16 protein-coding genes are annotated in these 20,258 nt (G+C 60.2%); 3 read left to right on the forward strand and 13 right to left on the reverse strand.

Annotated features, from left to right (window positions below; all coding sequences use genetic code 11):
- Positions 1-45: 45 nt before the first annotated feature.
- Positions 46-777, forward strand: a complete 732-nt coding sequence (locus FH08_RS0135045) for a response regulator transcription factor (RefSeq protein ID WP_051888771.1) — start codon at positions 46-48, stop codon at positions 775-777.
- A gap of 56 nt (positions 778-833) precedes the next feature.
- Here FH08_RS0135045 and FH08_RS53055 read toward each other — a convergent pair whose 3' ends face one another.
- The gene (locus FH08_RS53055; RefSeq protein ID WP_200878838.1) at positions 834-995 is read right to left on the reverse strand and encodes a hypothetical protein; all 162 of its coding nucleotides are present in this window, start codon (positions 993-995) and stop codon (positions 834-836) included.
- A 113-nt stretch (positions 996-1,108) separates the two neighbouring features.
- Complete coding sequence (locus FH08_RS0135055; RefSeq protein ID WP_031362805.1) at positions 1,109-1,354, reverse strand: DUF4148 domain-containing protein; 246 nt, start codon at positions 1,352-1,354, stop codon at positions 1,109-1,111.
- Positions 1,355-1,727: 373 nt separating this feature from the next.
- On the opposite strand from FH08_RS0135055, the gene FH08_RS0135060 reads away from it, so the two are divergent.
- Complete coding sequence (locus tag FH08_RS0135060) at positions 1,728-2,906, forward strand: porin (protein ID WP_031362806.1); 1,179 nt, start codon at positions 1,728-1,730, stop codon at positions 2,904-2,906.
- Positions 2,907-2,996: 90 nt separating this feature from the next.
- Here the strand turns inward: FH08_RS0135060 and FH08_RS0135065 are convergent, their stop codons facing one another.
- The 5 genes from FH08_RS0135065 to FH08_RS0135085 all read right to left on the reverse strand — a co-directional run bounded on the left by FH08_RS0135065 (position 2,997) and on the right by FH08_RS0135085 (position 10,714).
- Positions 2,997-4,412: an efflux transporter outer membrane subunit gene (locus FH08_RS0135065; protein ID WP_031362807.1), complete on the reverse strand. Its 1,416-nt coding sequence runs from the start codon at positions 4,410-4,412 to the stop codon at positions 2,997-2,999.
- Positions 4,405-5,604: an efflux RND transporter periplasmic adaptor subunit gene (locus tag FH08_RS0135070; RefSeq protein WP_031362808.1), complete on the reverse strand. Its 1,200-nt coding sequence runs from the start codon at positions 5,602-5,604 to the stop codon at positions 4,405-4,407. Before FH08_RS0135070 ends, FH08_RS0135065 begins: the two co-directional genes overlap by 8 nt.
- The gene (locus FH08_RS0135075) at positions 5,594-8,824 is read right to left on the reverse strand and encodes an efflux RND transporter permease subunit (protein WP_031362809.1); all 3,231 of its coding nucleotides are present in this window, start codon (positions 8,822-8,824) and stop codon (positions 5,594-5,596) included. The genes FH08_RS0135070 and FH08_RS0135075 overlap by 11 nt, the downstream gene beginning before the upstream one ends.
- Before the next feature lie 252 nt (positions 8,825-9,076).
- On the reverse strand, positions 9,077-9,751 hold the full coding sequence (locus tag FH08_RS0135080) for a response regulator transcription factor (protein WP_031362810.1): 675 nt from the start codon (positions 9,749-9,751) through the stop codon (positions 9,077-9,079).
- A 39-nt stretch (positions 9,752-9,790) separates the two neighbouring features.
- Positions 9,791-10,714 carry a LysR family transcriptional regulator gene (locus tag FH08_RS0135085; protein WP_031362811.1) on the reverse strand — a complete coding sequence of 308 codons (924 nt, stop codon included), beginning with the start codon at positions 10,712-10,714 and terminating at the stop codon, positions 9,791-9,793.
- Positions 10,715-11,171: 457 nt separating this feature from the next.
- On the opposite strand from FH08_RS0135085, the gene FH08_RS0135090 reads away from it, so the two are divergent.
- Complete coding sequence (locus tag FH08_RS0135090) at positions 11,172-12,338, forward strand: porin (protein ID WP_031362812.1); 1,167 nt, start codon at positions 11,172-11,174, stop codon at positions 12,336-12,338.
- A gap of 199 nt (positions 12,339-12,537) precedes the next feature.
- On the opposite strand, the gene FH08_RS0135095 is transcribed toward FH08_RS0135090, so the two are convergent.
- The 6 genes from FH08_RS0135095 to FH08_RS0135120 form a co-directional block, all read right to left on the reverse strand.
- Positions 12,538-12,912 (reverse strand): hypothetical protein, encoded by a 375-nt coding sequence (locus tag FH08_RS0135095; RefSeq protein WP_031362813.1) that lies wholly within the window; start codon positions 12,910-12,912, stop codon positions 12,538-12,540.
- 202 nt (positions 12,913-13,114) lie between these two features.
- Positions 13,115-14,329 carry a glycosyltransferase gene (locus FH08_RS0135100; RefSeq protein WP_031362814.1) on the reverse strand — a complete coding sequence of 405 codons (1,215 nt, stop codon included), beginning with the start codon at positions 14,327-14,329 and terminating at the stop codon, positions 13,115-13,117.
- 72 nt (positions 14,330-14,401) lie between these two features.
- Positions 14,402-16,282: an ABC transporter ATP-binding protein gene (locus tag FH08_RS0135105; protein WP_031362815.1), complete on the reverse strand. Its 1,881-nt coding sequence runs from the start codon at positions 16,280-16,282 to the stop codon at positions 14,402-14,404.
- A 461-nt stretch (positions 16,283-16,743) separates the two neighbouring features.
- Positions 16,744-17,565, reverse strand: a complete 822-nt coding sequence (locus FH08_RS0135110; protein ID WP_031362816.1) for an isocitrate lyase/PEP mutase family protein — start codon at positions 17,563-17,565, stop codon at positions 16,744-16,746.
- A 223-nt stretch (positions 17,566-17,788) separates the two neighbouring features.
- Entirely contained in the window at positions 17,789-18,913 is a 1,125-nt protein-coding gene (locus FH08_RS0135115; RefSeq protein WP_031362817.1) for a PLP-dependent cysteine synthase family protein, read from the reverse strand.
- 243 nt (positions 18,914-19,156) lie between these two features.
- Positions 19,157-20,002, reverse strand: coding sequence for an oxidoreductase (locus FH08_RS0135120; RefSeq protein WP_031362818.1), 846 nt, complete (start codon positions 20,000-20,002; stop codon positions 19,157-19,159).
- Positions 20,003-20,258: the final 256 nt, after the last annotated feature.

Genomic DNA, 20,258 nt, shown 5'->3' on the forward strand with positions numbered 1-20,258 from the left:
ATCCGATAAACCGATAAACCGATTAACCGAGTAAGAGCCACCCCTATGCGAGTTCTGCTCATTTCCACCGTCTGCACTGAAGGCGCTTATCTGCATAAGGCTTTACGCGAAAGCGCGCATAGCCTGCAAATGACCGACGATCTGCGCGACGGGCTCCATCTCGCGTCGCACGACACCTTCGACGCGGTGTTGATCGTCGCCGTCGATACTGAATCCATCTGCAACGTGGCTACGCTGTTGTCCGGGTTCGCACGTCTGCCGGGTTCGCCCGCAATCATGGTCGTCCTTGGACGCGCGACGCCTGTAGAGCGAGCGCGCATGCTGCGCGCAGGTGCGGACGCATGCTTCGTGCAGCCGTATTCGTTTATCGAAATGCAGGAGCGCATGCTGGCGTTGTATCGATCGTCGCTGCAGGGCTTGGGCGACTCTACGCTCGACCTTTCGCTGAGGCTGGATCCGCTTACGCGGGAGCTGGTGGAGGGAGACAAGCGCTTCCCCCTGACCAAGCGCGAGTTTCTGTTGGTTGAGTCGCTGCTGCGTCAGCCCGATGCCCCCGTCGCGCGCGACCATTTGATTCGGTATGCGTGGCCTGACAAGGACGTCGTGGACCCGTCGAGCGTGAATCTGGTTGTCTCAAGGCTGCGCCGCAAGCTTGAGTTGCATACCTTCGGCGCGCGTCTTGAAACCGTCAGCCGCTTCGGTTATCAGATCAGCACGACGCAGTTGCCGCCTGTTCCCGCGTTTTCCGTTCCCCGATCGAACGCTGGAAATGTGTAAGCGCGATGCTCCCGTGCAGGGACCCCGCGCTCACGTTACGCATGCATCGGGCTAGATCAGGAACCGAAGAAGGGCTGGCAGTAATCCACCGGACCCACACAAGCGTTGGGATCGGTCGACGCGCCTTGCATCGACGCGCAACCGGCCAGCGAAAGGCCCAACGCCAGCGCGCACAGCGGTAATCGCAAGGCGGAGAGTATGCGTCTTAAGCGGCTCATGGCATCACCTTGGCGAAAGCGCCTGTCACTCGAATCCATGGTTTGAAGGTTCGCATTGCGGCGAATCAGGATGTGCGCCGCCGTCACGACAAGCGGCACTCGGCGCACCATGCTTAGTGATGCCAGTACAACGTGCGGTTCAGGTAATCGAGTTGGCCATCCTGCTCAGACTTCACGAGGTCCTGATAAACCTCGGCACGTGTTTTAGGCGCAATGCTTTGGCCATCGGGGGGCACCCATTGACCTGTTTGAGCAAGGGTGGTGGGGGCGGGTGCCTGAGCCGGCGCCGAGCTCTGGGCAAAGGCTGAGCCCGTCGCGGCCAGGCCGGCAAAAGCGAGGGTGATCATCATGGTCTTCATGGTGCTTTCCTAAAAGTCCGTTTAAGGAGTGACCGGGCTTCGATGCAGATGGGTGATCGTTGTCCGGTGAATACAGATTAACGAGTCGGCCCTGTCGGGAAAGACGCTCAAACGTGAAGAGTTGTTCATGTAGCGCAGTTCATGAAACGTGAAAGGAAACCGGACAAACAACATCGGATAACTAAGTTAAATATTTGATGTCTGCTTTATAAATTATTCTTCATGAATTAGCGCAATTCGGACACGTCCACATCATGCCCGCCGCCTAAATTTGCCCCGGTCCGCATGGCGAGTCGGGCGGCTGCACTTCGCCATCCTGTCTCCGCCATGCCGGGGAGCGGAACAGCAGCCGCATCATCCTGGAATTGCACACATGAATAAAGCGTTGATCGCCTCCTTGAGCCTGATCGCGGCCGCGGTCTCTCAAGCCGCGAACGCACAAAGCAGCGTTACCCTGTACGGCACACTTGATACGGGTATCGACTATATTTCCAACCAGAAAGCCGCAACGGGCGGCCATGCCGCGTGGGGCCTGCAAAGCGGCAACGTGAGTACGGATCGATGGGGCCTGAAAGGCACGGAGGATCTCGGCGGTGGTCTGGCGGCCGTGTTCGACCTCGAGAACGGTTTCAACATCGACAACGGCAAGTTCTCGAACGGCGGCGACGAGTTCGGCCGTCAGGCATGGGTCGGTATTTCAAGCTCCGCCTATGGAACCGTTACGCTCGGGCGCCAATACGACTCCATGGTGGATTTCGTTGCGCCGTTGTCAGCAACCGGTTCGGGCTTCGGCGGCAACATAGCCGATCACCCGTTCGACAACGACAACCTGAACAACGACTTCCGCATGAACAATGCGGTGAAGTTTCGCAGCGTGAACTATGGCGGCCTCGTGTTCGGCGGTGCGTACGCGTTCAGCAATTCATCGAATGGCTTCAGCAATAACAACGCCTATACGGCGGGTGCGTCGTATAACAACGGTCCTTTGAGCCTGGCTGCAGCGTACTTCCAGGCTAACAATCCGGGCGGTGTCACACCGCCCGCCAACACGGGTGGCGCGCTCTCGAGCGGTGACGGCGACGCAACGCTGGTCGGCGGCCGCCAGCGCATCATGGGCGCTGGAGCGCGTTACGTTATAGGCGCAGCGACCATTGGCGCCGTGTTCACGCGTACGACACTCGACGACCCGAGCGAGATCTCGCAGGGCGGTGCTTACACGGCGCTTTCCGGCAACAAGCTCACGTTCAACAACTACGAGCTGAACGCTCGCTACGCGCTGACGCCGGCATTGACCCTGGGCGGTTCGTACACGTTCACCGACGGCAAGTTCGACACCGCCACGTCGAGCCTCTCGCCGAAGTGGAACGCGTTCATGCTGCAAGCCGACTACGCGCTGAGCCGCCGTACCGACGTCTACCTCGAAGGCGTCTACCAGCATGCGACCGGCGCAACAGGCGTGAATGCACTGGGCAATGCGTCGATCTACAACCTGGCCGCTTCGTCGAACGGCAAGCAGGCGGTGGTGGCCGCGGGCGTTCGCCTGCGCTTCTGATCCTGCCCTTGCAGGGCAGGATGTAAATACGCCGCCGGGGCCATGAAATGCACCCCGGCGGCGTTTTCACTTCCGCGGCCGAAACAAGCGTCAGGCGGCCTTCCCGGTCCATCCACCTCCCAACGACCGGATCAATGACACCGAAGCCGTCAGCTGCCGCGTACGCAGGTCCAGCGACGAAATTTGCGCGGTCAGTTCAGTCGTCTGGGCCGTCACCACGTCCAGATAGCTCACCACGCCGTCCCGATACTGCGACGTCGCCAGCGCGAGCGTCTGCTGCGCGGCGCTCAGCGCCTGATCCTCGTTGACCGACTCATCGCCGAGATGATGCAGCAGCGCGAGACCGTCCTCGACCTGCTGGAACGCCACGAGCACGGTCTGCCGGTACTTTGCGCCGTTCTCGGCGAGTTCCGCCCGCGAGTTCGCCACGGCCGCGCTGCGCTTGCCGCCATCGAAGATCGTGAACAGCAACTGCGGTCCCACCGACCATATTTCGTTGGGCGCCGCGAGCCAGGGCGAGAAGGTATCGCTTTGATATCCGCCATCCAGGCCGAGTGAAATGTCGGGGTAGAACGCGGCCTTCGCCACGCCGATATTTGCGTTCGCCGCAGCCACGCGCCGCTCCGCTGCCGCAACATCGGGCCTGCGTTGCAAGAGTGTTGAAGGCATCCCGAGGGGCACGTGGGGCAGATAGTTGAACGCAACGTCCGGCGGCAATGAGAACGATGAAGCCGGCGTTCCGGTGAGCGTCGCGATTGCATGTTCGAGCAGCGCGCGGCTCGCCTGCGTATCGTCGGCGGCTGCACGGGCGGAAGCGAGTTGGGTCTGCGCCCGCGATACATCCATGCCGGAGGCCAGGCCACCGTCGTGACGGCTGACGGTCAGCTTCAGTGCACGTTTGTATGTGTCGATGGTGTCGTTGAGTAGCTTGGCGCGCTGGTCAAGGCCACGCAATTCGAAATAGGTCGACGCGAGGCTTGCCTGAAGGCTCAGACGCAGCGATTCCAGATCGTCGGCGCTAGCTTCTTCTTGTGAGCGGCCGGCGCTGACCTGATTGCGAACCTTGCCCCACAAATCAAGGTCATAACCTATACCAACATCGGCTGTCGCCGAGTTGTAAGTCGACGGCTGATCCGTGCCACGCAACGGTCGGTTATCCGACTGCCGTTGCCGCGAAACATCGGCTTCAGCGCCGATCGTGGGAAAAAGCCCTGAACGCGCTTCCTGAAGATAAGCGTTGGCTTCGTCATGCCGGGCAACCGCTGCTGCCACATTCGGATTGGCCGTGGCGACCTTCGCTTCGAGCCCGCTCAACACCGGATCACGATACATGGTCCACCAGCCATCACGCGGGATGCGGTCAGCGGGTTTTGCCGGTTGCCACGGACCGGCTTCCTTGAAGGTGGTGGGAATCGCCGTGACGGGCACCTTGTAGGTGGGCGCGAACGAACACGCGTTCAGCGCGACAGCGCACGCTGCCGCTACCAGGAGACGGCGCTTAACCATGCTCATGCTCCGGCTGGCCGGTCGCCGCGGTGGCCACGGCCGTCGTGGCGCTGCGCACGAGTTCGCCTTCGGCAAGCGAGTCCGGCGGGTTGTCGATGATCCGGTCGCTCGCTGACAATCCCGACGCAATCAGGACATGAGTGCCGAGGTCGGTCGCAATCTTCACGTCTTTCAAATGCACGTGGTTGTTTGGATCGATGACCGCAACCTGCATGTTGTCGGTGCGGAAGATCAGCGTGCTCGCCGGCACGAGCAACGCGCTGCTGCTGTTGGGCAGCGCGAAGTGCACCTGCGTGTATTCCCCCGGCAGCAGCAAGCCCGATGAATTGTCCACCGACAACTGCACCAGCAACGTGCCGGAGGCGGGCGTGATGGCGTCGTCCGTGTCGACGAGTTTCGCGTCGAAGGTCATGCCCGGGCGTTCAGGCACAGTCAGCTTGGCGGTGAGTCCCTGCTTGATCGCTGCCGCGTCGCTTTGCGGCACGTTCACATAGAGACGGAGGCGGCGCGCGTCGGACACGGCGAACAACTCGGGCCCGGTGCCGCCGCCCGCGTTGATTAACGCGCCGATATCGGTTTTGCGCGCGGTGACGATACCGTCGAAAGGCGCCGTGATGCGCTTGAACGATTCAAGCGCTTCAAGGCGCGCAACGTTGGCGCGGCTGGCATCGACCGTGGCCTGCTTCGCAATCAGGTCACTGGTCTTTTCATCGGCGTCCTGTTGCGAGACCGAGTCCTGCTTCAGCATCTGCGTCCAGCGTCGTGCGGTGGTCGCCGCGAGGTTTTCGTTCGCCACCGTATTGGCGAGGTCGGCACGTGCCTGCTGCAGTTGCTGATCGAGATCGGGCGTATCGACCAGGCCGAGCAACTGGCCCGCCTTCACGTGCGTGCCGATGTCGGCGTACCACGTTTGCAGGTAGCCCGACACGCGGGCATAGATAGGCGCATTGACGAAGGCGGCGAGCTGCCCCGGCAGTTCCAGCGACTGTTCGGCCGCGGGCAACTGGGGCGTGACGGTCGCCACTGTCGGCACCGCTTGCGCGTCGGTCCAGGTCGTCAGCTCACGCTCGGCACGCGAGCGGCTGATGATGCCGTTGGTCACGACCCCCGCGGCAATCAACGCAATGATCACGCTGACCAGCTTCAGATGACGCAGGCGCTTAGGGGAATTGATTTCAATTTCAGTGGACATGCGATTCTCCCGATCCGGAAAGTTTGTGATCCTCTTGAGCCTGGTCGTTGCGATGCACCAGGCTGAACACGACAGGTACGAACAGTAGCGTGGCGATGGTGGCGCACATCAGGCCGCCGATCACCGCACGGCCGAGCGGTGCGTTCTGTTCGCCGCCGTCGCCGAGACCCAGCGCCATCGGCAACATGCCGATGATCATGGCCAACGCGGTCATCAGCACCGGGCGGAATCGCGTGAACCCTGCTTCCATTGCGGCTACCAGTGCGTTGCCGGTAATGGCCAGCCGTTCGCGGGCGAAGGTGACGACCAAAATGGAGTTCGCCGTAGCCACCCCCATGCAGAGGATCGCGCCCGTCAGCGCCGGGACGGATAGTGGCGTGTGCGTAATGAACAGCATCCACACGATGCCCGCGAGCGCTGCAGGCAAGGCGGTCACGATCACGAACGCGTCGCTCCACGAATGGAAGTTCACCACGATCAGCAAGTAGATCAGCGCGATTGCCGCGATCAGCCCGAGGCCCAGTCCCATGAACGCGCTATTCATGGTCTGAACCTGACCCCGCACCGTCACTTGAGAGCCCTTGGGCACGTCCTTGGTGCTCTGGTGCACGATCGTGTTGATCTGTGCGGCCACGGCGCCAAGATCGCGGCCCTGCGTGGTCGCATAGATATCGAACAGAGGTTCGATGTTGTAGTGCGAGACGACTGCGTTACCCACGCCGCGCTTGATCGTCGCAATGCCCCCGAGAATCTGCGCTTCGCCGGTCTTGCCGGTGACCATCAGGTTGCCAAGATCATTGAGCGAGGTCATGCGATATTGCGGTGTTTGCGCGACGACCGCGTACGACACGCCGTTGCGCGGGTTGAGCCAATAGGTCGGGGCAACCTGGCTCGTGCCGGAGAGATTGGCCACTACCGAGTTGGTCACGTCCCCCTCGGTAATGCCCAGTTCGTTGGCACGGGTCCGGTCAACCGAAACAGAAAATTGCGGGTAGGTCGTCGCCTGTTGAATACGTGTGTCGGCAATCCCTGGAATCAGTTGTACCTTGCGCAACAGTTGCTGCGCATACGCATAGTTGCCCACCTGGTTCGGACCGGCGACCTGAATATCGATCGGGGCGGGTGAACCGAAGTTAAGAATTTGCGAAATGATGTCGGCGGGCAGGAACGAGAAGGTCACGCCCGGATAGGCACGCGGCAACAGCCTGCGCAATTTCTTGACGTACTCGGCCGTTGGCGCGTGGTCCTCGCCGAGCGAGATGAGGATGTCGCCGTCCGAAGGTCCCATCGTGCCGCTGTTGTTATAGGTTATGTTGATGCCGCTGTTGGGCAAGCCGATGTTGTCGATCACAGCACGCAACTGGTTCGGCGGAATAGTCCGGCGAACGGTGCTCTCGACATGATCGAAGAGGTCCGCGGTCTGCTCGATCCGCAAGCCGACCGGACCCCGCACATGCAACGCGATTTCACCCGAGTCGATGTTCGGAAAGAAGTTGCGTCCAAGATAGGGTGACAACAAAAAGGAGGCCGCAACCACCGCCAGGAAGCCGATGATGAAGCGCTTGCGGCTGCTGAGCGCCATCCCTAGCAGAATGCGGTACATGCCGCGAAAGCGCCCGAACAGCTGCTCAAAGCCACGCTGGAACCGGACCAACGGATTTTTCGAAGGTGCGTGATGCATCATGCCGTGCGGGTCCATGCTCGCGGCAAGCTCACCTGACGCGTGACCGCCTGACGCGTGCGGCCGCAGCAGGTATTGCGCCATCATCGGCACGAAGGTTCGTGAAAGCACGAACGAGGCGATCATTGCGAAGATCACGGCCTCGGCCATGGGCACGAACAGGAAACGTGCAATGCCGTCGAGCAGCAGCATGGGCACGAACACAATGCAAATGCACAGGAGCGAGACCAGCGCGGGCGTCACGATCTGCGCGGCGCCGTCCAGGATGGCGTCCCTGACGGATTTGCCCTGTTCCAGATGCCAGTTGATATTTTCGATGGTGACGGTCGCATCGTCGACGAGAATACCCACCGCAAGCGCGAGTCCTCCGAGCGTCATGACGTTGAGCGTCTCGCCCATCGCCGAAAGCGCTGCGATGGCGGCCAGCACGGCAAGCGGGATGGACGACGCAATGATCAGCGTGGAGCGCCAGCTTCCCAGGAACAATAGGATCATGAGCGAGGTCAGGGCGGCGGCAATGATGCCTTCGCGCGCCACGCCGCTTACTGCGCCCTTCACGAATACGGACTGGTCACCCAGGGTCACGAGCTTGAGGCCGGGCGGCAGGGTCTCGCGAATCAGCGGCAGCTTCGCCTTCACGCCCGCGATGATGTCGAGCGTGGAGGCCGAACCGTTTTTCAGAATGCTCATCAGCACAGCGCGGTGGCCGTCGAGACGCACGATATTGCTCTGCGGCGGATTGCCGTCGCGAACGTGTGCTATATCGCGGATATAGATGGTTGCACCATTGATCGTCTTGACGGGCAAGTTGTTCAGTTCGTCGAGTGCAAGCGGGCTGTTGTTCAGCTTGATGTTGTATTCGAAGTCGCCGATCTTCTCGGTCCCCGCCGGCACGATCTGGTTCTGCTGCGCCAACGCGGTCGCTACGTCTGTAGCGGATAGCCGATCCGCCTGCAACGCGTGGGGATCCAGGTCGATCTGTACTTCGCGCGTCTTGCCGCCGTACGGTGTCGGGATCGCCACGCCAGGCACGCTCACCAACGCCGGACGAATGAAGTTGGTCGCGTAGTCGGCAAGCTTCTGCTCGTCGATCGTGTTGCTGGTGAGGGCTATCTGCAGGACCGGAACCGTTGACGCGTTGTAGTTCAGGATCTGAGGTGGGGTAATGCCCGGCGGCATCTGCTTGAGCACCGTCTGCGAGACGGAAGTGACTTGAGCAGTCGCCGTCCGGATGTCGACAGTCGGCTGGAAGAATATCTTGACGATGCCGTAACCGCGGAACGACTGCGACTCAATATGCTGGACGTCGTTGACGGTCGTGCCGAGCGTGCGTTCGTAGTACGTGACAATCCGGCCAGACATGTCGTCTGGTTGAAGCCCTGCATAGTTCCAGATGACACTGATGACGGGAATGCGGATATCGGGAAAGATGTCCGTCGGCGTACGGAGTGCCGCGAGTGGACCGATCAACACGATCAGCATCGCCAGCACGATGAACGTATAGGGCCGAGACAAAGCTAATCGGACAATTTTCAACATTGAGAACGGCTCCGTTCAGGGTGCGCGTGGTTAGCGCTGACTGAGTGACTTGATGACTTGATGAATTAAGGACATCGGACCAATTGCGCAGTGACAGCGCCGGTGTCAGTCATTCTGGAAGGATCGGGTTAACACCCACGCACGGGAAAAATGAAACTAGTTTTAGTTTCGGGAAGGGCGGGTGCATGACGAAACTCGAGCGCAGCCACAAGGTGTTCCGCACCTTGTGGCTGCGCTCGATGTTTGGGGAAATTAGTCCAGCAAATAGCCGGAGCCGCGAATCGTGCGAATCGCCGGGCGGCCGCTCGCGTCATCCACTTTCTTTCTCAGACGCCCCACGTGGACGTCGATGAGGTTGGTGCCCGGATCGAAACGGCAGCCCCACACGCCTTCGAAGATCATCGTGCGTGTGAGCACCTGGCCCACATGACGCATCATGAATTCGAGCACGCGAAACTCGGTCGGCTGCAGGTCGAGCACGCGGCCATGAAGCGTGGCGCGGCGGCGCACAAGATTGAGCTCGAGACCATGCACGCGCAAGACCGTTTCGTCGGATGCGGGTCCGGCCTTGCGTCGAAGCAAGGCTTCCACGCGGGCGCGCATTTCATCGTGAGAGAAGGGCTTGGTGAGATAGTCGTCACCACCAGCTCGCAGTCCACGCACGCGGTCATCCACGTGGCTCATTGAACTGACGATCAGCACAGGCGTGTCGATGCCGACGCCTCGCATGGTCGTCACAATGGTGAGGCCATCCAGGTCCGGCAACATGCGATCAAGCGTGACAATGTCATAACCGCCACCAATGGCTTTCGCAATACCATCGCGGCCGGTGCGGGCAACCTGGACCGTATACCCGGGTGCGGACAATGCGCGAGACACTTCCTGCGCCATCAGTTCGTCGTCTTCTATGGCAAGTACTTTCGGCATTAAAACGCGCTCCAGAGTTGGGGATGCACGGAACGCACGTCAGGCCGCAGCACGAAGCCCTACCGCGTTATCAGGGGCACGGTACTGGCTCACCGAGAAGTCGATGAAATGCCGGACCTTCGCTGAAAGATAGTTGCGGCCCGTGTAGAGAATGGACACCTGACGCACGCCACCCGTAATCTGGAACTGGCCAAGGATGGGAAGCAAGAAGCCCTTCGCCAGATCGTCCTTTACCAGCGGTGCCGGCAGCAATGCGATCCCCATGTCCGCCAGCGCTGCGCAACGAACCGTTGCACTGCTGGTCGCGTGCAGTGCGTTGCCGGTCGCCACGCGATACACGCCGTTCTGATCCGAGAATTCCCAATTGCGTGCGGAGCCGTCGGAGATCGACAGCAGGTGATGATGCGCGAGCGCGGCAGGATTAACGGGCGTGCCGTTCTGGGAGAGATAACCGGGCGAGGCGACTGTCACCTCCTTGAACGCGGTCAGATGACGGCAGACCAGCGACGAGTTGGGCAGGTTGCGATCAGCAGAAAAACCAACATCGAAACCGCCTTCTATTAGCTCTATGGGCGAATCATAAGTGGTCACGTCAAAGCCAATGCGCGGATAGGCTGCCCGATACGCAGCAAGCAGGTTGCTCAAGCCGCATGCGGCATACGTAGTCGACGCCGCTACGCGCAATGTGCCGCTGAGGTCCCGGGTCGAGCGTACGAGATTCTCTTCAATCGTATCGAGTTGCTGGATGATCGTGCGGCAACCATCCACGTAGGCCTGTCCTGCTTCGGTCAACGAGAGCCGACGGGTGGAGCGGTTCAGTAAGCGCATGTTCAAGTGCGCTTCCAGCATGCTGATGCTACGGGTGACTGCTGCGGCCGACATGCCAAGTTGCCTGGCGGCCATGCTGAAGCTGGTGAGATCGACGACGCGGGTGAACACGCGCATTGCTTGTAGCTGATTCATGACGGGCAGCCTGTATCGATTTGACTGCACGCATGATCTGCTCCGCGACGTAACAAGGACACGCCTGCTTCATTAAGTCTTTTTTAACTTTGTCGGCTGTTCTTAAGGCAACCATAAATCAATGGCGTGGCGCATTCGATACACGCAAACCCTCGATGATGGAGGTGTCACAAAAGAAGAATGTCGCTCAAACCTAGCGCACGTCTGCGTTCGCGCTGATTGCGCGCGCCTCGCTTGCGAAAATTGAAAGTCTGTCATTCAGTTCGACCACGCTGCCTGGCGCCACTCGCTCCGTAGACTTCGATGCTCTGAGGTCAGGGCCGCACTCAACGCTGCATGTCCTCCTGCTCGAAGCGTTGTCCGCTTCGCTTGGTGCTTTGTTTAGCGCAATGCCAAAGTCACGCAGCGTTGCAAGCTGCCTCCTGTCCCGGAACCCGTTATCTATGTGGAGTTCAAGATGAAGAAAGTTCTGTTGGCTGCAACTATTTCCAGCCTGTTCGCAGTAGCCGCTCACGCACAAAGCAGCGTCACGCTGTATGGCGTGATCGATGCCGGCGTGGTGTACGCGAACAACGCGCACACGCCGGGTTCGGCTACGTCGGGTCAATCGTGGGGTGTGGGTAGCGGCAACGTCAGCGACACGCTGTGGGGCTTGAAGGGCAGCGAAGACCTGGGTGGCGGCATGCATGCCATCTTCAAGTTGGAAGACGGCTTCAACGTGAACAACGGCGCATTCACGCAGTCTAACGAGATCTTCGGACGTCAGGCGTATGTGGGTTTGCAATCGAACCAGTACGGTACGGTGACGCTCGGCAAGCAGTACGATTCCACGGTTGATTATCTGGCGCCGCTGTCGGAAGCCGGGCAAGGCCTGGGCAACAACCTGGCCGCCCACCCGTTCGATAACGACAATCTGGACAATAGCTTCAGCATCAGCAACTCGGTGAAGTTTGCGAGCATTGACTACGCCGGTTTCAAGTTCGGCGGCTTGTACGGCTTTTCGAACAAGGCGGGCGCGTTCTCGGACAATCGCGCTTATAGCGCAGGCGCGTCTTACTCCAATGGCCCGTTGAGCATCGCTGCGTCGTATTTGCAGATCAACAACCCCGGCCAGAGCGATAACGCGAATGGTGCTGTGTCGGGAGCGAATAACACATCGACGTTCGTCGCGGCACGTCAACGCACGTTCGGTGGTGGTGTCAACTACGCTTTCGGGCCGGCTACGGTTGGCTTCGTGTACACCCACACGAAGCTTGACGGTCTCGATGCGATCAACATGAACGACGGTTATACGGCCTTGTCGGGCAACAGCCTGCGTCTGGACAACTATGAAGTGAATACACGTTATGCGTTGACGCCGGCCATGAGTCTCGAAGGCGCCTACACGTTCACGAACGGCTCATTCAACACGGCCGCTGGCGATGCAAAGCCGAAGTATCATCAGTTCTCGCTGCTTGCCGACTATGACCTGAGCAAACGCACGGACGTGTATGCGGAAGGCGTGTTTCAACATGCGTCGGGAGGCGACGGTACGGTGCTGGGCGACGCAGCCATCAACGGCCTGAGCCCGTCTACGACGGACAAGCAAGTGGCTGTGACGGTTGGCATGCGTCACCGGTTCTGAGTTGCAGGGTGTGAGTTGATCAAGGATCGACGCCGCGTGGTTTCATGCGGCGTCGGTTTTTTGATTGTGGATGGGTCTGCGAGGCGGCTAAAAAAGCGTTGAAAACAGCAGCGGGCTGTGCCGCTGCCACATCTTCATGAACGCGTAGCTGTAAGGCGGCTCAGCACACGCACGATAAACGTGGCGGCCGCACGCATGATCAACTCGGTATCTGGCTCACTTCAAACGATTGCGGCACTGGCTTGACGATAGCGTCCTGCAGGCGCTCGAGGCTGGATTGAGGAATCGCAAAACCGGCCCAGCCGAGCCCGGTATGACGCAACAACAAAACGACCCCGTCGAACAGCGGATTCTTGTCCAGGTACCAGCACGGATCAATTTCGATCACATAGTTATGCGTGCGCGACGGTTCGTGCGGCAAGGCTGGCGAGAGCCCCGAACGGATGTGGCTGAGACGTTCGATCAACAAGTCGATGTCTTCGACATCCAGGATTGCCGCGTTCGATCCAATATCGAAGCGCACTGCCTGACGCCCGGAATCGTGGACCGCCTCGACTAATAGTGTTTGGTACATCGCGAAACTCCCCATGTGGAATCGGTCCATTCATTATGTGATTCCGGGAGTCGTGAAGTCTGAAACAATGCTATCGAAGCATGAAGTTTTTTTTAGATTTGATCGGGTCATGCATGTTCCCGGGGAGTCTTGGGAAAGAAAAACGAAAGCATTGCCGTAGGAGATATTCGCAATCAACCGCTCTCTTTGTGCATGAGTTGGTTCATATGCTCAGGATGGTCTCTATCTCCGCAACAGCGGTTGCTGTTCCGGTTTCCTGTGCCATCTGTTTTCCCAGTGTCGAAACTCGCTGTCTTGTCTCTGCGCGCTGCGCAAATCTGATCGCCTGTTCAAGTTTCTCCCGGTCCAGCTTGCGCGTTGATACTCCGCGGTCTGCTACGCCCAAGCGGTTCAGTTGATGAGCCCAGAAAAACTGGTCTCCAGCAAAAGGCAACACGACCGATGGCACCCCTGCACGGCACGCCGAGTGTGTCGTGCCGCTACCACCATGATGTATAACCAGCGACGTACGGGGAAATAGCCATTGATGGGGTGTTTCTTCGATGATGAAGAAATTATCGGGCATTACCATGTCAGGGGTGCCAGACCAGCCTGGATACAAGAGCACCCGGAGCCCTTTCGCTGCGTCTATGAAAACATCAAGCATGGCTTTCTGGTCGAATCCGACCATGCTGCCGAACCCCAGATAAACCGGCGGTTCACCCGCATCCAGAAATGCTTCAAGGGCCGCTGGGGGCGCCCAGGCATCCGGAGGGGCCACCCATTGCCCGCACAGTCTGGTGTGCGCAGGCCAGTCCCGTGGTGCGGGCACCAGAGTAGGGGAGACGCCATACAGCATGGGGTGCTCTGTCCATGGCTTCTGGCGTGGTGGCAGTCTTAGCACGCTCCTTCTCGCCTGATTTGTCGCTTTGCGGAAAGCGTGCCATAGCAGACTATTCACTGCTTGATGGCTTGTCCGATTCAACACTGCAGGGATCCAGCGAGGAGGAAGAAACGGCGAGGCAAATGCATGTGTCGGGGAGATGGGTATCAGGCCAGCGCCGATAACCTGTATGCCAAGATGCTCGCCTACGGATAAGCCCACGAAGGCGGCCAGTCCCGACACAATCAGCCCGTCGCAGCCTGTAGCCGCTTGGGCGATCTGTTGCATCCAGCTGTGCGCCTGAGCGTTTGCGATACGCGCCAAACCCGCGGCTGTAGCGTTGACGCCCTTGCCGCTGGACACCAGGGCGCTCAACTCGTCTTGCATGTTTCCGCTCAACGCCGCATGAGGAACCCCCAGGGCGCGAGCGCTCCCAAGCGTTGCCCCATCGGCGAGCAGGGTGACGTCGTGTCCCGCATCTATCAAGGCGCGGCACAGTACAGCCAGGGGTCTCGTGTCGCCTTCGGTGCCGTAGGTCAATGCCAGGAGTTTCATCTGAAGCCCATTTAGTGCTAACTCGGGATGTAGAGAAGATGCAGCGGTCCGGGGCCTACCCGGACCGTCGAATCATTTCCCCGTGCTTAACGTAGGATCGTTGGCATAACCGCTTGGCAAGTGGACGGTTTTTGCCGCGCTCGCCGGCTCTGCATGATCGGTTGTCAGGCCGAGCGCTTGCCGTTCGAACAACCGCCGGTACAAGCCGTTGTGAAGTTGGATCAGCTTCTCATGGCTGCCTTCCTCCGCAATCCTGCCCTTGTCGAGTACCAGCAGCCTGTCTAGCGCGCGCACCGTCGAAAGCCGGTGAGCAACTACCACCGTCGTGCGGCCGACCATCAACCGTTCCATTGCCTGCTGGATCAGCACTTCGCTCTCGCTGTCGAGGCTCGATGTTGCTTCGTCCAGAATCAGGATGGGCGCATCCGCGAGGAACGCCCGGGCAATCGCCACACGCTGACGTTCACCACCTGACAGCTTGATGCCGCGCTCACCCACGAGCGTTTCATAACCCTGAGGCAGCGCCGCGATGAAATCGTGGGCGCTGGCCTGCCTTGCGGCCCGCTCGATTTCCGCGCGGGTTGCACCCGGCCGCGCGTACGCAATGTTCTCAGCGAGCGAGCGGTGGAACAGCACCGGCTCTTGCTGGACGATCGCGATCTGGCCGCGCAGCGACGCTTGGCCTACATCGGCAATGTTCTGCCCGTCGATCATGATCCGGCCGCCCGAGATGTCGTACAGCCGCTGGATAAGCTTGATCAACGTCGTCTTGCCGGACCCCGAGTGGCCGATCAACCCGACACGCTCCCCCGGCGCAATCCGCACCGAGAAGTCGTCATAGAGCGGCTTCGCGTGGCCGTCATAGCTGAAGGTCACATGCTCGAAGCGGATCTCGCCTTCACGGATCGCGATCGGCCCGGCGTCGGGCTTGTCTTCCACGCCGAGAGGCTGACCTTCAAGTGAAACCAGCTCTTCCATGTCGTTGACCGAACGCTGCAAATTGCGCACGTGCATCCCGACTTCGCGCAGATAACCCTGCAACATGAAGAACATGGTCAGCGTGAACGTGATGTCGCCCACGCTGGCTTTGTCGGCTTCCCACAGCAACAGCGCAGCGCCCAGGATTGCCGCCTGCATGAGCACCAGCATGCCTCCCTGCACACCGCCGTTGATCGTGCCGCGTGACCACGTGCGCCGCGTGCGGTGACGCCACTTGCGGATCACGCGGGCAAGCCGCGCTTCCTCGCGCGTTTCCGCACCGAAGGCCTTGACCACGGTGTTGCAGCTCACCGCATCGGCCAGCGCACCGCCCATGCGGGTATCCCACGCGTTGCCCAGGCGAGCGGCCGGCGCAACGAAGCCGAGCGACAGGCCAACCGTCACCGCGATATAGAGCAGTGACCCAAGGCCAACGACCACGCCCATCACCGCCCAGTGCATGCCGAGCAGCACGGTTGCGCCGACCAGCATCACCAGTGACGGGAGCAGGGCGATGAGCAACGTGTCGTTGAGCAGGTCGAGCGCCCACATGCCGCGCGTGATCTTGCGCACGGTCGAGCCGGCGAAGCTGTTGCCGTGCCAGTCAGCGGAAAACCGTTGCACGCGATGAAACGCGTTGGCGGCAATCTCGCTCATCATCTTGAGTGTCAACACGATGATGTTCATGAAAACGAGCTGACGCAGCAGCGTGCCGGCCAGCCCGAGGCAAGCCAGGATGCTGAACGCGGTCGTGGCTGCACGCCAAGCCAGCTCCTTGCCGGCCGCGCCCGCGGCGAGCGCATCCACGAGCCGGCCTGCGAAGAGCGGCGTGAGGACATCGGCGAGTGCCGACAGCAAGGCGAGCACAACAATGGCGACGATGCGCCACGGCTGTTTGCCCCAGTGAACCACAGTGAAACCGAGAACGTCCTTGAACGCCCGTCCGCCGAAATCGAGTTTTTTTGTGTAAGCCATTTGCCACAGCCCGAGGCGCAAAACGCGACGAGGCTATCCGGTCGAGAGAGATGAGAGCGACAGCCGGAGCGCACCTGCATGAGCGGGCGAACTAACAACGAGACTGTCTGGAAATGGCGCAGGCTGCTGTGCCCGCGCTGACGGCGACCTAAACTGGCCGGCGCGCCGGGCAAGGGACGGCGGTAATGAATGTGAGCATCTTTTCGCCTCCCTTTGAGAAATGAAGCTTGCGTGAGGTGGTACCTGAGGTGGGACCGGGCGGCCATCCACGTCCCAATATTATCAGGCACTTATGGCGCTTGCCAACCCCTTTCGGCCGAGCACATGTTGTCGAGCCGATACGGTCCGAGCGACTGCTGCATAGGACTGCATAGCCGCCACGCGATCAATCAGGACGCTTGAACGTCCCTTCAACACAGGGACATTAAGGAAAAGACCAGGCTCGGGCTGGGCTCTCCGGCTCAGGAAAATCCGCCGAAAACATCGTTCAATTGCTTGCCCGATGCGGCGCCGGCGAGGCCATCGAAGGAACCGGTCTTCATTTGTTCAGCGGCCGTCAGCATGGCCTGCCAAGCAACCCGCGCCAACCCTCCGCCGACGCTGATTCGACGTACGCCAAGGTCAGTCAGTTCGGCGACGCTCAGCCCGGGCCGCATCATCAGTACGTTGAGCGGCTTGGGCGCCACGGCGCGCACCATGACCGCTATATCGGCCTTGTCGACCACTCCCGGCGCGTATAAGCAGTCCGCACCAACGGCTGCGAAAGCCACGAGTTTGTCGATGGATTGACTGAGCGCGCCCGGATCACTGAGCAGGATTTCGGTGCGCGCGACCAGGATCACGTCATCGCCGGACCGGTCGATCGCCGCTCGGGCTGCACGCACGCGTTCGACAGCAAGATCGGTCTCGTAGAGTCCGAACGATGCTTCCACGTCACGATCTTCAATCGATAAACCCGCCACGCCCGTCTGGATTGCGAGGCTGACGTTGGCCGCGAGCGTGGCCGGGTCGGAAGCGAAGCCGGACTCGAAATCGGCGTTCACCGGCAGGTCTACAGCCTCGCAGAGCGCTCCGAGATGTTGCAGGACGTCGGAACAGGTCACCGCGTAGTCGGGCCGGCCTGTGGACCACGCGAAACCTGAACTGGTCGATGCCAGCGCGGCAAAGCCGAGATGCTGCAGCATCCGCGCGCTACCTGCATCCCATGGGTTGGGCAACACAAAACAACCTTGCTGGTGAAGCGCGCGAAAGGCAGCGCGTTTTTCGGCGACAGTACGGGTCATCAGAACCTCATCGTGTGTGGGCGACTGGTGGGCGAATAAATCGGGCTCGCAAATACGAGACCGTTCGAGCGGCTTCGAGTTCGGGTAACTTCGTGATTCATCTACCGCAGGCCTTGTCAGCAAGGCTGGACGTGGTGACAGAAGCAAAGATGCTGATACGAAAGTCGTACGGGCGGATCAGATCCTGACAACGCGTCGTACGGCAAGACGTAATCCAAGCGCTTCAAATTCCCGCTCCCGCAGGCTCCAACCCCGCCATGCTCTGCTGGGTCAGCACCGCTTCGCCCGCTATTGCGCGAGCAATCAGCGCATCGGGCTGCGCAACCGGAATTCCCTGCGCCTGGTACCAGGCATTGTCATAGTAGGTGTTGCTATAACGTTCACCGCTATCGCAGATCAGGCTGACGATAGAACCCTCTTTGCCCGCCTGCTTCATGCGCTCGGCCAGATACAGGACACCGACAAAATTGGTCCCCGTCGAGCCGCCGACGCGACGCCCGAAGCGCCCGGCCAGATAGCGCATTGCAGCAAAGGACAGCGCGTCGGGTACCTTGAGCATGGCATCGATACATGTCGGAATGAAGGAGCGTTCAACCCGCGGACGGCCGATGCCTTCAATCTTCGATCCGGCATCGAGCGTCAGGCTGCTGTCCGGTGTGCCCGCGAGTGTGCTTTTAAAATAATCGAAAAACACCGAATTCTCGGGGTCGGTGCAAAGAATGCGCGTGGCATGCCGACGGTATGCGACGTAGCGGCCCAACGTGGCGATGGTGCCGCCGGTGCCCCCGCTGGACACGAGCCACATTGGCACGGGATACTCCTCGTCATCCATCTGCTTGAAGATCGACTCGGCAATATTGTTGTTGGCCCGCCAGTCGGTCGCACGTTCGGCGTAGGTGAACTGGTCCATGAAATGACCGCCGGTTTCCGCCGCGAGCCGATGCGATTCCGCATAGATGTCCGCGGGCTTCGCAACCAGATGGCAGCGCCCGCCGTAGAACTCTATCGCCTCGATTTTCATCCGCGATGTGCCCGCCGGAATCACCGCGACGAAGGGCAAGCCGAGCAGTCTCGCGAAATACGCTTCGGAAATGGCGGTCGATCCGCTGGACGCTTCAACAATCGTGCTTTGCTCGCGCAGCCAGCCATTACAAAGCGCATAGAGAAACAAGGATCGCGCCAGGCGATGTTTCAAACTGCCGGTCGGATGGCTCGATTCATCTTTGAAATAGAAACGGATGGTCGGATAACCGGGCAGGTCCAGCGGAATCAGGTGGGTGTCGGCGGAGCGGTTGAAGTCCGCTTCAATCTTGCGAATCGCTTCACGGGTCCAGTCGGAACGTGGCATGAAAATCCCTACCCAGTGACGGCTAACAGCGGACCGGCGCGCAAATCCGGCTCAAGCGCGCGGGCTATTGCAGCGTGCTCGCGGCATGGCGTTGTCTGTAACGCTCGGCTTGGCCGGGGGCTCGATGTGAAGCCATCGTACACGAGAGCGGCAGCCCGGTTTTCACAATTGCCACGGGATGCTGTAGGTGTTTTCGTGGCTATCGGTCATGAAGGCGCGTCATAGAGCCAAGTCATGAAAGCGTCACGAGAAGTCCGTCGAGCGCGTGATCTTTTCCCACGTTTCAATCTCGGTGTTGAGGGCCGCCAGCTTGTCCCTGACCAGGCCGAGCGCATCGGTGCCGAGCAGCAGATGTACCGGCGGATTGTCTGCGGCAATCACCTCCAGCAGCACATGGGCCGCCTTGACCGGATCGCCGGCCTGCTTGCCGCTTTTCGCCTCCCGCGCCTGACGGATCGGGGTGAACAGCGCATCGTAATCCGCAATGCTGCGGCCCGAGCGCACCATCGAGCGGCCGGCCCAATCGGTGCGGAAAGAGCCGGGTGCGACCGCGGTGACCTTGATGCCGAAACCGGCGACTTCTTTCGCCAGCGTTTCAGAGATGCCTTCGAGAGCGAACTTGCTGCCGCAGTAGTAAGAAATCCCCGGCATGGTGACGAAGCCGCCCATCGACGTGATGTTGATGATGCGGCCCGACCGGCGTTCGCGCATGGCGGGGAGCACGGCTTTGATCATCGCGACGGCGCCGAACACGTTGACGTCGAACTGATGGCGCAGGTCTTCCAGCGGCGACTCCTCGAGCACGCCTTCGTAGCCGTATCCTGCATTGTTGACCAGCACGTCGATAGCTCCGATTTTTTCCGTTATCGTCGCGACGGCCGGGCCGATAGCCGCGAAATCGGTCACGTCGAGGACGATAGCGTGTGCACGACCGGCTGCGAGCGCCTCGAATGGTTGTACGTCTGCGTCGCGGCGCACCGTCCCCGCGACTACGTGGCCGGCATTCAATGCGGCTTCTGCGAACGCGCGGCCGAAACCCGAACTCACGCCGGTAATCAGGAAGGTCTTCTTGCCCTGGATGGTGCTCATGGTGTTGCACTCCTTGTCGGTAGTCGTGGACAGGCCGAGCGTCGAGATACATCTCCGGTGACACATCGCGACCCCAGCAACGATTGCATGTTAGAAGTGCAGCGTCAGAACGCGAATGCCGGTTCATCTGTTGTGTTTGCCTAATCCTATGAGCCGGTGGATTTCTGCTCTGGCAAGTGGCACATTGCAAGCTCACTGCAAAAACTGACGAGACCTGGCGTGCACCTTTTACACAATGCTCGCGATGAACACGATG

This window comes from Caballeronia sordidicola (genome assembly GCF_000729995.1).
GTDB lineage: Bacteria > Pseudomonadota > Gammaproteobacteria > Burkholderiales > Burkholderiaceae > Caballeronia > Caballeronia sordidicola_A.